General features: G+C 72.4%; 11 protein-coding genes. 4 read left to right on the top strand and 7 right to left on the bottom strand.

Translation table 11 applies throughout. The features are described from left to right. Window positions 1-356 precede the first annotated feature (356 nt). Entirely contained in the window at window positions 357-4,202 is a 3,846-nt protein-coding gene (locus tag AB0K00_RS15065; RefSeq protein WP_363520636.1) for a hypothetical protein, read from the top strand. Window positions 4,203-4,225: 23 nt separating this feature from the next. Here the strand turns inward: AB0K00_RS15065 and AB0K00_RS15060 are convergent, their stop codons facing one another. Further along, complete coding sequence (locus AB0K00_RS15060; RefSeq protein WP_363520633.1) at window positions 4,226-4,351, bottom strand: hypothetical protein; 126 nt, start codon at window positions 4,349-4,351, stop codon at window positions 4,226-4,228. A gap of 300 nt (window positions 4,352-4,651) precedes the next feature. Here AB0K00_RS15060 and AB0K00_RS15055 point away from each other — a divergent pair, with 300 nt between their 5' ends. Then, a complete protein-coding gene (locus tag AB0K00_RS15055) occupies window positions 4,652-5,551 on the top strand; it encodes a nitroreductase (protein WP_363520632.1) in 900 nt (299 codons plus the stop codon). Between the two features lie 52 nt (window positions 5,552-5,603). On the opposite strand, the gene AB0K00_RS15050 is transcribed toward AB0K00_RS15055, so the two are convergent. The 4 genes from AB0K00_RS15050 to AB0K00_RS15035 all read right to left on the bottom strand — a co-directional run bounded on the left by AB0K00_RS15050 (window position 5,604) and on the right by AB0K00_RS15035 (window position 8,924). Then, on the bottom strand, window positions 5,604-7,220 hold the full coding sequence (locus AB0K00_RS15050; RefSeq protein ID WP_363520630.1) for a hypothetical protein: 1,617 nt from the start codon (window positions 7,218-7,220) through the stop codon (window positions 5,604-5,606). Between the two features lie 81 nt (window positions 7,221-7,301). Continuing rightward, on the bottom strand, window positions 7,302-8,138 hold the full coding sequence (locus AB0K00_RS15045; protein ID WP_363520627.1) for a hypothetical protein: 837 nt from the start codon (window positions 8,136-8,138) through the stop codon (window positions 7,302-7,304). Further along, window positions 8,135-8,689, bottom strand: coding sequence for a SigE family RNA polymerase sigma factor (locus AB0K00_RS15040; protein WP_363520625.1), 555 nt, complete (start codon window positions 8,687-8,689; stop codon window positions 8,135-8,137). The genes AB0K00_RS15045 and AB0K00_RS15040 overlap by 4 nt, the downstream gene beginning before the upstream one ends. Window positions 8,690-8,741: 52 nt before the next feature. Continuing rightward, window positions 8,742-8,924, bottom strand: a complete 183-nt coding sequence (locus AB0K00_RS15035; RefSeq protein ID WP_363520624.1) for a hypothetical protein — start codon at window positions 8,922-8,924, stop codon at window positions 8,742-8,744. 121 nt (window positions 8,925-9,045) lie between these two features. Between AB0K00_RS15035 and AB0K00_RS15030 the strand changes: the two genes are divergently transcribed. Both AB0K00_RS15030 and AB0K00_RS15025 read left to right on the top strand, forming a co-directional pair. After that, entirely contained in the window at window positions 9,046-9,603 is a 558-nt protein-coding gene (locus AB0K00_RS15030; protein WP_363520622.1) for a hypothetical protein, read from the top strand. Between the two features lie 161 nt (window positions 9,604-9,764). Continuing rightward, on the top strand, window positions 9,765-10,163 hold the full coding sequence (locus tag AB0K00_RS15025) for a hypothetical protein (RefSeq protein WP_363520620.1): 399 nt from the start codon (window positions 9,765-9,767) through the stop codon (window positions 10,161-10,163). A gap of 66 nt (window positions 10,164-10,229) precedes the next feature. Here AB0K00_RS15025 and AB0K00_RS15020 read toward each other — a convergent pair whose 3' ends face one another. Together AB0K00_RS15020 and AB0K00_RS15015 are read right to left on the bottom strand one after the other, a co-directional pair. Continuing rightward, the gene (locus AB0K00_RS15020; RefSeq protein WP_363520619.1) at window positions 10,230-11,723 is read right to left on the bottom strand and encodes a family 43 glycosylhydrolase; all 1,494 of its coding nucleotides are present in this window, start codon (window positions 11,721-11,723) and stop codon (window positions 10,230-10,232) included. A gap of 30 nt (window positions 11,724-11,753) precedes the next feature. Continuing rightward, window positions 11,754-14,207, bottom strand: a complete 2,454-nt coding sequence (locus AB0K00_RS15015) for a beta-L-arabinofuranosidase domain-containing protein (protein ID WP_363520616.1) — start codon at window positions 14,205-14,207, stop codon at window positions 11,754-11,756. Window positions 14,208-14,272 lie beyond the last annotated feature (65 nt).

The following is a 14,272-nucleotide window of genomic DNA, read 5'->3' as shown; positions in this document are numbered from 1 at the left end:
TGGAGCACCGCTGGAGCCCCGCGGCAGCCACGACCGCATCGCCGCTGCATCGACCGGTGTCAAGGTCTCTGGCGTGGACCTTCTCCGCCGCCTCGGCGCATACCTGCTGCGTGCCATCGTCGACCTCGGCTACGACATCAGTCCCGTCCCGCTCCCCCGCAGGGAGGACCTCGACGACGCACCGTGACCGTTCGCACCCGGCGCGGTCGGCCGCCGGGACGGTGCGCATCGCGCTGTCCGTGCAGCCGATGCTGACCGATCCGGCGGCGACACGCACGGTGACCACGCGGTTGGATGAGGCAGGTGTACGGGCAACGACCCGGTTGCCGGAACCGGCCGAGCCGTGGGGGTCGACAATGCCTGATGCCTTCGTCGTGGGCGGCCTGATCGGGGTCCGCTGGCGGGAGTGGGGCGGCGCGGACGGGCCGTTCGGCGCCGCGCTCAGCGGCGAGGAGCCCGTCCCGGCGACGGCCAGCCGGCGGCAGCGGTTCGAACGCGGCGAAATGGTGTGGGCACCCGAACAGGACATGCTGGTCAGCGCGTTCCGGCTGCGCAACGAGGTGTGCCTGCAGTGGTCGATCCCGCGCGGCGGCCACGAGTACTACCGGTGCAACGCGTTCCTCGACGGCCAGTCCCTGGGCCTGCACCGCGACTTCACGTTCCGTCCCATCGGTCCCGGCTCGGACCTGCAGCTGTGGCTGCGGTTGCAGGGGTTCGGCGGCTACGACTTCCACGTCGCCGGCTTCGACGACGATCACACCGAGCGGGGCTGGACGGTGCCGGTGCACCTGAAACTGGGGCGGGTGCCGGACCTCGCCGAGCCGCCGTTCCCGGTCGAGGACGCCTTCCTCGAGCGCTGGCACGAGCTGGGCGCCGCCGCGGGGCCGCTGGGCCAGCCGACGGCGGCCGCCGCGCAGTTCGCCGTGCCCGGGTCGACGGCATGGGCCCAGCCGTTCGAACGCGGCCAGATCGTCAACCACTTCGCGCTGGGCCCGGACTTCGCCATGTCCGCGCATCAGGTCGGCGACGCCATCGACGTGCAGTGGGGTGGCTTCGAGCTGCCGTACGACCGTTTCCGGGTCGACATCTCCCGCAACGGTGCCCCGTTCGACCACGCGGCCGTCGCCGAGCTCGGCCTGGAGTGGGTGCGGCAGGGGCGGGGCAGCGGCCGGTTGCGCTTCAGCCCGCCGTGGGGCGACGCCACGTACGCGTTCGTCGTGCATCCCAGGTTCGACGGGTTCCCCCAGTCCGAGGCCGGGTTGCCGACCACCGCACCGGTGACCGTCCGGTACGTCCAGCCCACCCCGGACGCCGCCCTCGATCCGCCCCCACCGGACAGCTCACCGGCGATGGCGTTCGCCAGCCACGCCGTGCGGGCGAACGCCATCGCCAGGCACTTCGTGCGGACCCGCCGGATGAACGGACCCACGAGCATCGCGGACGAGAACACCAGCATCCAGCTCATCGCCCACCTGCACGTGCTGTCGATCGACCCGGACTTCCACCTCCCCGGCGAGCTGCCGCACAGCGTGGTGACCCACACGCTGCTGCGCTCCTCCTCGCAGGGCCTCGGCGCCATGGGCACGCACTTCGACGAGGGGTTCCCGGTCGGCTCCCGCCCGGGCGACTACGACATGGCGCTCAAGGGTCTGATGGTGGTGCTGTACCGCTATCGCAGCCTGCTGACCGCCGAGCAGGTCGACTTCATCGTCCGTGACCTGATCCCGGCGAGGCTGCCGGGCCCGATCGACCCCGGGTTCGAGTGGTACTGGCTGCTGACCGAGAAGGCCCCGGAGACCGAGAACCACCTGCTGATGATGAACAGCAGCAAGTACCTGATCAACAAGCTGCTGTTCGAACGCACCGGGGACACCCGGTTCGACAACACCACCAACGGTGTGCGCGACTGGCTGCTGAACTTCATGGCCAACTTCGCCCGCCACGACTTCATGGAGTTCAACGCCCGCGCGTATCAGCGCCTGTCGCTGCACGTGCTGCTGAACCTGCACGAGTTCGGCGACCGCAGGCTGCGCACGGCCGCGCAGATCGTCCTGGACTACATCATGACCAAGTTCGCGGTCTCCAGCAGCCGCGGCCGGCGGGTCCCGCCGTTCCGCCGGATGCGGGAGAACACCAACAAGCCCGACAACGCCGGCAACGAGCTGATCGGCCCCAACGTGGACCAAGTGACCAACCTGTTCCTCACCTACGCCGGACCCACCACCGAGCAGGGGAAGCCGTGGCCGTGGTTCCTGAGCGGGTGGACGTTCTGCGGGGTCATCGCGGGCCTCGCCAGGTACCGTCCGCCGCCGGCGCCGTACATCATCGCCCTGACCGGGCACGAGCCCGCGCAGCACCGTTTCCACCACGGCCGGCGGCCGATGATGACCGAGGCGGACGAGGTGGCCGACGGCGGCGTCGAGCTGTACTACAGCTCGCCGTCGTTCCTGCTCAGCGCCGGCGGGATGTTTCTCAACAGCGGCTACGGCCGGGACGAGTTCCAGGGTTACAAGCAGGTCGCGGTCGCCCAGTCGACCACGCTCATCCCGGTCCGCGCCGATGCCACCTTTGCCGAGCTCATCCGGTTCGATCCGTACCCGGGTGACGTGGACGCCGACGGCGACGCGCAGTTGCAGCGCGACGCGGTCAACACCGGCGTGCACCTCGGCTTCGCCTGCGGCGCGAACCTTGAGGTGCCGGACCGGTGGCGGCTGCTGACCGGCGCCGCCCCGGACGGCCCGTGGCTGCTGCTCGACCTCGACGCGCCGGCGCTCGGCGACCGGCGGCTCGGCTTCTACGTCGCCGTGTACCGCACGCCGGTGGCCGACCCGGAACGTCTCAAGGTGAACTACGGCACGGTGCCGCGCAACTTCGGCTGGCTGTACGCGATGGAGGCCACCGCCATGCCGTTCGACGTGTTCGCCGACCGGATCAGGCGCCGCAACACGTTCCCGGCCAAGCTCGACTGGGACGCGAAGTACACCTTCCTCACCCCCGACGAGCCGGCCCAGGCCTTCGAGTTCTGGATGCGCCCCGACCAGTTCCGGTACGTGCCCAGGATCTTCAAGGTCGACGGCCAGCCGGTCCTCGTCGACGGGTTCACGTCGCTGCCGCTCGTCGACGGACCGTACCTGCAGTCGTCAGGGCACGAAGGACGCCTGGAGATCCGGGCACCCGGTCAGGACCCGGCGTCGGCGGCGCTCGCCCTCGACTACCGCCAAGCGCTGAACCCGGTCCGCATCGACAACGCCGACTCGTGGCCGCAGCCGTTCCTGGACCGGGCCCGGGCGGTCGCCGACTTCGCGCGGCGGCTGCTGACGATGACGCCGGGCCGCCCGGACGAGGCCGTCGCGACCCTGCGCGGGTTCGACCCGCCCGCCGAGGCGCTGCTCGCCCACCGGCAGCTGCTCGCGCAGTCGCTGCACATGTTGACCCGGCAGTACATCGCCGGCCAGCACCTCGACCGGGCCCGCGCGATCGCCGCGGAGATGATCCAGACCGGGCACCTGGTCGCCGGCACCCCCGACGCCGACGTGGCCACCGTCGCCAGCAGCCTGCTGGTCTTCGGCGGCGAGGTCGAGGCCGCCGGCCTCACCGCCGAGGCCACCGCCGCCACCCAGGCCGCCGTCGACGTGCTGCGCACCTTCGAACCACCCGCCCCGGCCCTGCTCGCCCACCGCCGGGTCCTCGTGCAGTCCCTGCACCTGCTGACCCGGCGGCACATCGCCGACCACCAGCTCGGCCAGGCCCGCACCACCGCGGCGGAGATGATCCAAGCCGGCCGCCTGGTCGCCGCCACCCCGGACGCCGACGTCGCCGCGGTCGCCAGCAGCCTGCTGATCTTCGGCGCCGAGCTGGAGACCGCGGGCCTCACCGCCGAAGCAACGGCCGCCACCCAGGCCGCCGTCGACGTCCTGCGCACCTTCGAACCGCCCGCCCCGGCCCTCCTCGCCCACCGCCGTGCCCTCGTGCAGTCCCTGCACCTGCTCACCCGCCGGCACATCGCCGACCACCAGCTCGACCAGGCCCGCACCACCGCAGCCGACATGATCGAGGCCAGCCGCATGGTCGCCGCCACCCCGGACGCCGACCTGGCCGCCGTCGCCAGCGGACTGCGAGCCTTCGCCGTCGAGCTCGAAGCCGCCGGCCTGTCCGCCGAAGCCACCGCCGCCACCGAGGCGGCCACCGACCTGCTGTCCTGAACGCGGGCGATGCCGCAAGCCGCTCAGGACTCGGGCGGCACCGGTTCGACGGCCAGCGTCGCGCCCACCGCGCCGAGCCGGCCGGCGAGCAGGCGCATCTCGGCGGGCGTACCGGTGACGCCCTCACCCGTCAGCCGGCGATCCCCCACGCGATGTCGTCGCCGTCCACCAGCTCGGAGACCTGGCTGCGGCGGGTGCCACCGCAGTCGCACGGCTCCACCAGCTCGTCGCCGACCAGCTCCGTCACGCCGCCGACGGTACCCGCGTCGTGCGCTCCGCGCGGCGCCGGTGTGCGGCGGTCAGCGTCGGCTCGCCGGCCGCACGGTGCCGTCGGCGGCGTACAGTTGACCTCGGGCGTGTCCGCGCTCCCGATCCGTCCGGACCCCGCGGTCATGACCGGCCGTCGCCTGCGCTGCGTCAGCAGTGCCCGCCCCGGCGGAGGGACGACCATGAGCCAGGCCCAGCAGGCGCCGTTGACGGCGCGCGACGTGTTGTACGAGGCGGCCCGCGTCGCCTGCCTCGCCCCGTCGATCGAGGACTCCCAGCCGTGGCTGTGGCGGATCCGCGCCGACACCCTCGAACTGCGGATGGACCGTTCCCGCCAGCTGACCGGCACCGACCCGCAGGGCCGGTTGATGGTCATCAGCTGCGGGGCGGTGCTCCACCACGCCTGCGTCGTGCTCGCCGTCCTCGGGGTCGCGTTCACGGTCGACCGGCTCGACGATCCGGCCGAGCCGGACCTGCTGGCCAGATTGACGCTCACCGGCCCGCACGTGGTGACCGCGGACGACATGCGGCTGCACCACGCGCTGCGGACCAGGTGCACCGACCGGCGCCCGTTCCTGGGCGTCGCGTCGCTGCCGGAGGACGTGATGGCGCTGCTCCGCCGGGCCGCGCAGCCGTTCGCGGTCGGCATGTACGAGCTGGAGCCGCCGGTGCCGACCTCGGCCGCGGCCGTCATGGCCTTCACCTGGCCGACGCATCAGATCCCGGAGAGCCGGGACGGCGTACCGCCGACCCCGGCCGTGCCGAAGATCTCGCGGACCGGCCCGTTCCGCGACCCCGGCCCGGGTGAGGACAGGTACACCACCTATCTGGCGTTCACGACCGCCGGCAACACCCGGGCGGACTGGCTGACGACCGGGGAGGCGGCCAGCGCGGTCCTGCTGACCGCGACCACGGTCGGGCTGGCGTCGTCGGTGGTGAGCGACACCCCGAACACCTGCGACACACCGGCGGGGTGCTGGCAGCTGACGATCCGGCTCGGTGTCAACGAGAGCGCACCGGCGGTCCCGCCGAGGCCGCGCCGCCCGCACGACGAGGTCATCGACGTCATCCGCGCGGCCTGACCGGCGGCCAGTCCTGCGGTGACGACGGAACCGGGCGGCCGGCGCGGGCCGGTCAGGTCACCGCGACCGCGAAGCCGCCCGGCGGGACGGTGACCGTGACCGCGCCCCGCCCGGTGACGACGTGGACAGGCCGGCCTTGGCGGTCGAAGCTGCTCGCCACCACCCTGCCGGCGCCCGGTACGCCGACCGTCAGCCGCCGTGCGGTGTCGGCGGCGCTGGCGAGCAGCGTCACGCCGTGGGCCAGGCCGCCCGTGGCGAGGGTCGAGACCAGTGGCGTCACCAGCAGCGCGTCGAGCCGGCCGCTGCCGCTGGTCGTCACCGCGGTCAGCGGGCCCGCCCGGGCCGGGACCGCGTTCGCCACCGGGACCGGCAGCAGCATGCCCGGCGCTGCGGAGACACCCTGCGCTCCCCCACCGCCGTACCGGACGGTGCCCGCCTCGAACACCGTGATCCCGCCGGCGCCCGGCACCCGGTCGAGCACCGCGGCCACGAGACGGGGCTGGTCGGCGGCGGGCAGCGTCCACGAAAGCCGGGCGCCGGCGGCGAGCTGGACGTACGCGGCGCCGCTCCACTGCGACTCGCCGGTCCAGGCGGGATCGGCGGCGACGACGGTCGCGGGGCCGGACAGGGTGCCGCTCTCGGCCTCGACGACGCGCTGGCCGTCGCGACGCAGCACGGGGCCGCCGGCTCGGGCGACCGCCGCCACGTCCGGGTTGGCGTCGAGGGCCTGCATGCTCAGCAGGCCGTGGATGGTGGACTCGGCGCCGGCGTTGCGGTTCACGGTCCCGTCGGCGGAGACGCCGTCGAAGGTGACGCCGGTGCGCGGGTCGTACATCACGGCACCGGCCGGGTTCTGCCCGAAGTACCAGCCCGCGGCGACGCCGGCGAGCAGCCGGAAACCCGGGGCGCGGGCCGCGCCGGCGACGGCGAGCAGCCCCTGGACGCGGGCGTCGGCGCCGTAGGCGATCTGGGAGTCGTCGATCGGTGCGGGCAGCCAGCCGTTGACCGGGCCGGTCGCGGTGAGCAGCCGCGGCGTGAAGGTGCCGGCGTCGGCGACGGCCGGGGCCAGCAGCCGCGGGTCGCGCAGCGTCGTGGACGCCTCGGCGAGGGCCGAGGACATCTGGGCGCCCCACGCGTGCCACAGCGAGCGGGACAGCGCCCACGGCAGGATCGCGCCGTAGGGCCAGGTGCGGGCGTCGCCGTGGCCCATCTCGGCGATCCCGGCGGCCAGTTGCCGCAGGGCCGTCACGGCGGCGGGTGGGCCGCCGGCGCGCACGTAGGCGCTCTGCCCGAGCACGGCCTCGGCGCTCGCGTCGGCGCCGTCGACGACCAGCCACGCCGGGACGCGCAGGCCGTCCACCACCTGGTACTGCCCGTAGCGGACGAGCACCTGGCGGTGCAGCGCGGCGACGGCCAGGTCGAGGCGCCGCTGGAGGAACCCGGCGAACGCGGGGTCCGCGTCGCGGAAGGCCGCGTAGCCCTCGCCGAGCGCCCAGATGGTGCGGGCGAGCCAGTAGGAGGCGCCGGAGTCCGACGGGTCGGGTGTCTCCACCGGGGTCGGGCTCGGGTTGAGGGTGCCGTCGGGCTGCATCCAGAGCACCACGTTGCCGGCGTCCGGCCCGGTGCTCGCCTGCAGGTAGGTGAGGCCGCGCAGCAGCGCGAGCAACACACGACGGAGATCGACGGCCGGCGGCGCACCGCCGTGAGGGCACCCGGTGGGGCGCCCTCAGCGGTCCTGACGCTCAGGCGGTCACGGGAGCATCGCCGGGTTCCCGGCCAGCGCGGCGAGCCGCTCCACGTCGATGAACGCGGCGGCGAGCGCGGGCCGTCGACCCGCATCGTGCGACTGCGGCCCGCCGACGGCGTCGGGCGGCAGGGTGGTGTCGATGCGGTAGTCGGGGACATTGCGGCGGGCGACGACCATGAGGTACCCGCCCTGCAGGTAACGGCGAGCGACGAGCACGTCACCGCCCTCGCCGTCGTCCTCACGCCACACGGAGACCGGCACCCCGCCGACGTCCATGACACGGCAGTCGCGGCCCACGCCGGGCTGGGCACACCCGTCGCCGGCCGGCACCGGATTGCCGTCGCCGACGAACGCGGCCCACAGCTGACCCTCGCCGTGCCCGTCAGTGACGACGACGAAGGCGGTCATGTGGATGCGCACCGGGCCCGCCAGCGCGGGCATCTCGAGCCGGAACGGCGACTGCGACGAGCCGGCGAACGCATACCGGCTGCGCCATTCGTAGCCAGCCGGCAGCGCCGCGACCAGCAGGTCGTAGACCACACGGTCGTGGGTCGCGGGGACGCTCGCCCCCGGTACCGGCGGCGCAGCGGGCACGCCCGCGGACGTCGTGAGGGCCGGTGCGGCCACCGCCGGGGCCGCCGCCGGTGGCCGTGCCGGCAGCAGCGCCGGGGTCACCAGCGCCGCGACCACGGTCACGCCGGCGAGCCCGACGGAGGCGGCCACGACCCGGTCGCGGCGCGCGGCGGCCCGGGAGGCGATCGCGAGGACCTGCTCCGCCTCCCGCAGCGGGGGCGCGTCCACGTCGAGGGTGACCTCGCACAGGTGTCTGACGTCGTTCACGGTTGTCCTCCTGGGATGGTGGGTTTGAGGTCGTCGAGGGCGTCGCCGAGCACGTCACGCAGGTTGTCGAGGCCGCGGGCGGTCTGGCTCTTGACGGTGCCGGTCGAGCAGCCGAGGACCTCGGCGACCTGCTCGACCGACAGGTCCGCCCAGAAACGCAGGACGAGCACCGCCCGGCGCCCCTTCGGGATGCGCAGCAGCGCCGTCTTGAGCACCTGCCGGTCCTCGACACCGCGCTGCTCGGGCGCCACCGTGTCGAGCGCCTCGTCGCCGGGCAGCGTGGGCCGCTCCCGCCGCCACGGCCGGCGGCCCTCGTCGAGGAACGCACGCAGCAGCACCCGGCGGGCGTACTGGTCGAGCACGTCGTGCCGGTCGATCCGGGTCCACGCCCGGTACAGCTTCGTGAACGCCGTCTGCGTCAGGTCCTCGGCGAGGTGCCAGTCGCCGCACAGCAGGTACGCGGTGTTTCGCAGGTGACCCGCCCGGGCGGCGTAGTACGCGACGAACTCCTCGTCGTGTTCACGCCGCCCGCCGAGCCGCAGCCTTCGCATCTTCATCGGGTAAGACACGGAGACAGGCGTGCAACAGGTTGCCCGGTTCCCGCTACGACCTTGCCTTCGCCCTCTGCTTGGCGACCAGGAAGCCGATGGCCCCCACAAGCGCCACCGGCGCAAAGATCAGGGTCAGGATCGGCACGTCGCCGATGAGCCCGATGGCGTTGCCGATGATCCCCACCAGCATCAAGGTCCGCCAGACGGCGAGTGTGTTGCGGGCGTCGTCCGCCATGTTTCGTCCTCCCAGGGTCGTGGCGGAGACCGTACGCGACCCACGCCGCGTGAGTGGGCCCGGATCCGCGCAGGTGGCGGCCCGCCATCCGGTCGCCCGGCCCGGCTGGGACCATGGCCGGATGCCTCCGTCACCGCCGATCCTCGCCGTCGGCGGTGCCGCCGGGTCCGGCAAGAGCACCCTCGCCGACGCCGTCGCCGTCGCGCTGCGCGTGCCGGTCGTCCGGCTCGACGACTGCTACCACACCGACCCGGGCGTCGCGCCGAGCCTCCCCCGCTACGACGGGCCGGGCCGCGTCGTCGACTTCAGCGACCCCGACGCCATCGACCTGGGTCGCGTCCGGGCCGCCGTCGCCGCGGTCGCGGGCGCCGACCTGATCATCGTGGAGGGCATCTTCGCCCTCACGCTGGACGCGGTACGCGCCGCTGCCCGCTGGACCATCTTCGTCGACACGCCGCCGGACGTCAGCATCGCCCGCAAGACGCTGCGGAAGATCGGCGAGGGCCGGGACGCGGGGCTGGTGCTGCGCGGGTACCTGGAGCACGGCCGCGCCGCCTACGTCCGGCACATCGCGCCCGCCGGGCGCCGCGCCGGCCTGATCCTCGACGGCACCCGGTCGACCACCGCCCTGTGCGCCGAGGTCTGCCAGCATCTCCAGACCCGCCTGCCGCCCGCGTAGACGTCGTGCCGGCCCGGGGGCGGCGCGAAGGGCGGGCGCCGGCCGTGGCAACGGGTCGGGCAGGATGACCACGTGACACACAGCTGCACGGCGGGACCGGGAAGCGCGGCCGGCGGCGCCGCATGACGGCCACCTCGGCTCGACGGAAGGTGGCCGCCGCCGTGGGGCAGGTGCTGCTCGGCGCGCTGCTGCTGGCCGCCGGCACCGCCCACCTGACGCTCGCCCGTGCGGAGTTCCAGGCGCAGGTGCCGTCCTGGGTGCCGCTCGACCCCGACCTCGTCGTCGTGGCCTCCGGCGTGGTCGAGCTCACGCTCGGCGTGGCGCTGCTCATGGTGTGGCGGCAACCGGCCCGCGGCATCCTCGGCGCGGTCACGGCGGCGTTCTTCATCGCCGTCTTCCCGGGCAACATCGCCCAGTTCGCCGAGCACAAGGACGGCTTCGGCCTGGACACCGACGCCAAGCGGGCGGTCCGCCTGGCGTTCCAGCCGCTGCTGGTCGTCTGGGCGCTGGCCGCCACCGGCGCTGTGCGCACCCTGCGGTCACTGCGCCGCCCCACCTGACCCGCGCGAAAATGTGCAGCCGGAGGGGCACCAGGGCACCCTCCGGCTGCACGCTTCAGCCGAGGATCAGGAGGCCGGTTCGCCGGACGGTACGGCGAGCTGGGTGCCGAGGGCGGCGGGGACGCCGAAGTTCGGGGTGCCGTCGGCGTTCCAGGTGAACTTCTGGGCGCGGGTGCTGCGGTTCATGTCGCAGCCGCCGCTGGTGGAGCTGTTCGCGTGGTACACGATCCAGTCCTCGGTGCCGTCGGGCGACTTGAAGAAGCCGTTGTGGCCAGGTGCGTAGACCGAGTTGGCGTTTGAGCGCTGGAAGACCGGCTGAGGGGACTTCACCCACGACGAGGACAGCAGCGGGTCGCCGCCGTTGTAGGTGAGCATGCCGAGCTTGTAGTCCGGGGTCGAGCAGTGGCTGGCCGAGTAGACGATGAACGTCTTGCCACCCCGGGTGAGGACCTCGGCGCCCTCGTTGACGGCGCCGCCGACCGTCTCCCAGCTGTAGGTGGGCGTGGACAGGATGCGGCGGGTGCCGCCGGCCGTCCAGGGGTTGCTCAGCGGCCGGATGAACATCGGCTGGGAGCCGTTGTAGAAGGTGCCGAGCAGGTAGAGCTGCCCGTTGAGCTGCAGGATGCTCGGGTCGAGCTCCCACGTGTTGTCCTGGGTCGGGTCGAGCAGGTCGGCCTTGAACGTGTAGGGGCCCATCGGGTCCAGGCCGGCGCTCTCCAGGACGTGGATGCGTTGCGTGCCGAGGTTGTACGGCTCCACGCCGGCCGTGTAGTAGAAGTACCACCGCTGCCCGTTGGGGCCGTTGAGCAGGTGGAACTCCGGCGCCCACATGGTGCCGGCGCCGTTGGGCCGGGTCAGGTTGAAGATGACCGTCTCCGGCACGGTCTTGAGGCCGCCGAGGGTGCGGCTCTTGCGCATCGTGATGGTGCGGTTCCAGGTGGTCGAGGCCAGGTAGTAGTAGCCGTCGTAGTAGGTCAGCCACGGGTCGGGGCCCTGCGGGTCGAGCGGGTTCGTGAACGTGCGCGTCGTCGGAGGCGTGCCGCCGTTGAAGGACGGCAGCCGCCACACCCGGTCCGAGGCGGTGCTGCACGTCAGCTGCACCAGACCGGCGGATCCCGCCGCGATGCACCTGCTCGACTGGACGCCGACGAGGTTGAACGTGTTGGTGACGCCGGAGACCGTGACCGCCTGCAGCCGGAACTGCTGGTTGGTCTGGCCGTTGCAGGTGTACTGGATGATCGCCGCATTGTCCGCGGTGGACCGGCCGGTCACGTCGATGCAGGAGCCCGCGGTGAGCGTGCTGACGGTGTAGGTGTCGGTGGTGTTCGCCACCGGCACGAACGTGAAGTTCTGGCTGGTCGCACCGTTACAGGTGGCCTGCACCAGCTGCAGGACGTTGGTGGGCGCGCCGTTGGGGACGTTGGCGCACTGGCTGCTGGCGCGGTTGACGATCGTGCTGGCGAAGGTCACGGGCGCGGCGGCGGCCGGCGACTCGAGGACCGGCACACCGACCGAGATGAGCAAGGCGAGCACAGCGGACCTGTGCAGGAAGCGTTGCATGAGGACCGTCCTTTCCCGAAGCCGAAGGGGTCACGTGCCGGTGGATGCGAGGTCGGCGACCTCCGCGGCGGTCAGCGCGCGGCTGTAGAGGCGGAGACTGTCGACGGCACCGTCGAGGTAGGGATCGGCGTACTGGGAGCGGCCGACCCAGTTCTGCGTGGTGGCGCCGAGGTTCGCCGGGGTGAGCGTCAGCGCGGTGTTGCGGGCGGCCTCCGCGCCGTTGACGTAGAGCACGCCGAGGTTCCCGTTGCGGGTGACCGCCACGTGCGTCCACGCCCCGGCGGGCAGCGCGGCGGGCGCGTCGATGCGCTGCTCGCCGCCCGCGCCGGTGGCGGTGATGGCGAAGCGGGCGGTGCCGGATCCGGAACGGGCGACCAGGAACATGTTGACGCCGGTACCGCTGCCGAAGTCGAACACACGGGCCCAGTTCGTGAGCACGTCGACGCGCACCCACAGGGCGACGGAGAAGTTCGTGGCGCCGGACAGGATGCCCGACGGCAGCGCCACGTAACCGTTGGTGCCGTTGAGGTTGACGGCGCTGCCGGTGCGCCCCGTGACGTAGGTGCCGTTGACGACCGTGGCGGTGCGGCCGTTGCCGGTGGCGTCGTTGCCGTTGCCGTCGAACAGGTAGTGCGCGACGAACAGCGGCAGCGGCGGGGTGCTGTTCACCGACCAGTAGACGCTGTAGCGCTGACCGTGGACCTTGTAGAACGGCTGGAGGGTGACCCCGCCGGCCGTGTACTGCAGCGGGGTCGCCGTCGCGGTCAGTGAGGACGGGTTCAGCACCGGCAGGGCGCTGAGATTGTTGGTACCGAAGAGGCCGCCGAGGACGATCGGGCCGACCTTCACCGCCTGGACGCTGCTGTTGTCGTTCGTGGCCTCACGGGTCAGCGCCATCGGCAGGGTCACGTCGACCACGTCGCCGGACGCCCAGGTGCGGCTGATCGTGGCGAACGTGCCGGGCGCCGGGGCCGCCTGAGCGGTGCCGTTGACGCGGACCGTTGCTGCGGAAGCCCACGAAGGAATCCGCACCTTCATGGTGAACGCCCCGGAGCCGGTCACCGTGAGCTTGGTCGAGGCGACCTCCGGGAACCCGGTCTCCTGCCGGATCGTGACGCCGCGCGCGGACCAGGTCAGCACCGACGGGATGAACAGGTTGACGTACAGGGTGCTGGCGCCGTCGTGGAAGTAGATGCTGTCGCCGAACTTGGTGTTGCTCTCCATGCCGGTGCCGTGGCAGCAGACGAAACTGTTGTAGTCGTTGCTGTAGGTCTTGATCCCGCCCGCGCGCAGCGGCACGTAGTAGCACTGGAACCCGTGCGCGGAGTTCGGGTCCTGCGAGGCCAGGATGTGGTTGTAGAGCGCCTTCTCGTAGTAGTCGAGGTAGTCCACCCTGGACGGGTTGGTGAAGAACAGCTGCCGGGTCAGCTTCAGCATGTTGTGCGAGTTGCAGCACTCCGCGGTCGTGTCGGACAGTTCGCTGGCGATGCGGTCCGGTGCCTTGAAGTATTCGCCGTTGGAGTTGCCGCCGATCGCGTACGTGTGCCGCCGCGTCACGATGTCCCAGAAGTTGACGGCGATGTCGCGGTATCGCGTGGTGCCGGTCGCATGGTATTCGCGGATCGCGCCGACGATCTTCGGGATCTGGGTGTTGGCGTGGTAGTTGTTCAGGTTGTCGGTGTTCGCGGCCAGGGGGTCGAAGATCTCGGCGTGGTCGAACTGCTGCGCGGCGGCCAGGTGCGCGGCGTTGCCGGTCAGCTGGTAGAGGTTGGTGAGGACCTCGTTCATCCCGCCGAACTCGGTGTCCAGCATGTTCTGCCGTTGGGCCTGAGTCAGCCGGTCGTTGCGGAACTTGACCCAGGCGGCCATGCCGGTGAGCACGGTCAGCGCCTGGGCGTTGCCGGCCAGCAGGTGCATGTCGAGCAGGCCGGCGAAGAGCTTGTGCAGCGTGTAGTAGGGCGCCCAGACGGCCTGCCGGGCCTCGACCCGGTCGATGAAGCTCTCCGGGAAGGCGCTGAGGTAGCCGGTGTTGTAGCCCGCGGTGGCGGCCCGGGACTGGCACTGGGCGAGGACGGTGACGAGCTGGTCGCCCTTGGTCTTGAAGGCGGTGTTGCCGGTGCTGGCGTAGGCCTGGGCGAGGGCGGACAGGATGTGGCCGGTGGAGTGACCGCGCAGCTCGGTGGTCGGCGACTCCCATCCGCCGCACGGGGTGGCGGAGGACGACAGGCCCACGTTGAGGCGGAACGTGTGCAGCAGCCGGTCGTTGTCCAGGAACAGCAGGTAGGAGTGGATGCGGCCGGCGGCGGCGCTGAACGGGCTGCTGAGCAGCTGCACCGCGGTGAGCGGGAACGCGTAGGCAGAGACGCCGGTGTCCGGTCTTCCCAAAGCGGCGGTCGGAGCGAGGAGCGGGGCGACGGCGGTAGCGGCGCCGGCGATGGCGGTGGTCCGCAGGACAGTGCGGCGGGTCACCGGTGGTGAGGACATGGGTCCCTCCCGAGGGTATGGGGTGTCCGCGGACCGTCCCTCGTGGACGGTCCGCCGTATTTCCG

The sequence above is a fragment of the Dactylosporangium sp. NPDC049525 genome (genome assembly GCF_040676755.1).
In the GTDB taxonomy this organism is placed as follows: domain Bacteria; phylum Actinomycetota; class Actinomycetes; order Mycobacteriales; family Micromonosporaceae; genus Dactylosporangium.
The sequence above is the reverse complement of the archived record's forward strand: the minus strand, read 5'-3'. Positions and strand labels throughout refer to the sequence as shown.

Excerpts from the sequence above, each read along its gene's own strand:
- AB0K00_RS15065 (WP_363520636.1), top strand. The coding sequence starts at position 357 with ATGCCTGATGCCTTCGTCGTGGGCGGCCTGATCGGGGTCCGCTGGCGG.
- AB0K00_RS15055 (WP_363520632.1), top strand. The coding sequence starts at position 4,652 with ATGAGCCAGGCCCAGCAGGCGCCGTTGACGGCGCGCGACGTGTTGTAC.
- AB0K00_RS15040 (WP_363520625.1), bottom strand. The coding sequence starts at position 8,689 with ATGCGAAGGCTGCGGCTCGGCGGGCGGCGTGAACACGACGAGGAGTTC.
- AB0K00_RS15035 (WP_363520624.1), bottom strand. The coding sequence starts at position 8,924 with ATGGCGGACGACGCCCGCAACACACTCGCCGTCTGGCGGACCTTGATG.
- AB0K00_RS15030 (WP_363520622.1), top strand. The coding sequence starts at position 9,046 with ATGCCTCCGTCACCGCCGATCCTCGCCGTCGGCGGTGCCGCCGGGTCC.
- AB0K00_RS15020 (WP_363520619.1), bottom strand. The coding sequence starts at position 11,723 with ATGCAACGCTTCCTGCACAGGTCCGCTGTGCTCGCCTTGCTCATCTCG.
- AB0K00_RS15015 (WP_363520616.1), bottom strand. The coding sequence starts at position 14,207 with ATGTCCTCACCACCGGTGACCCGCCGCACTGTCCTGCGGACCACCGCC.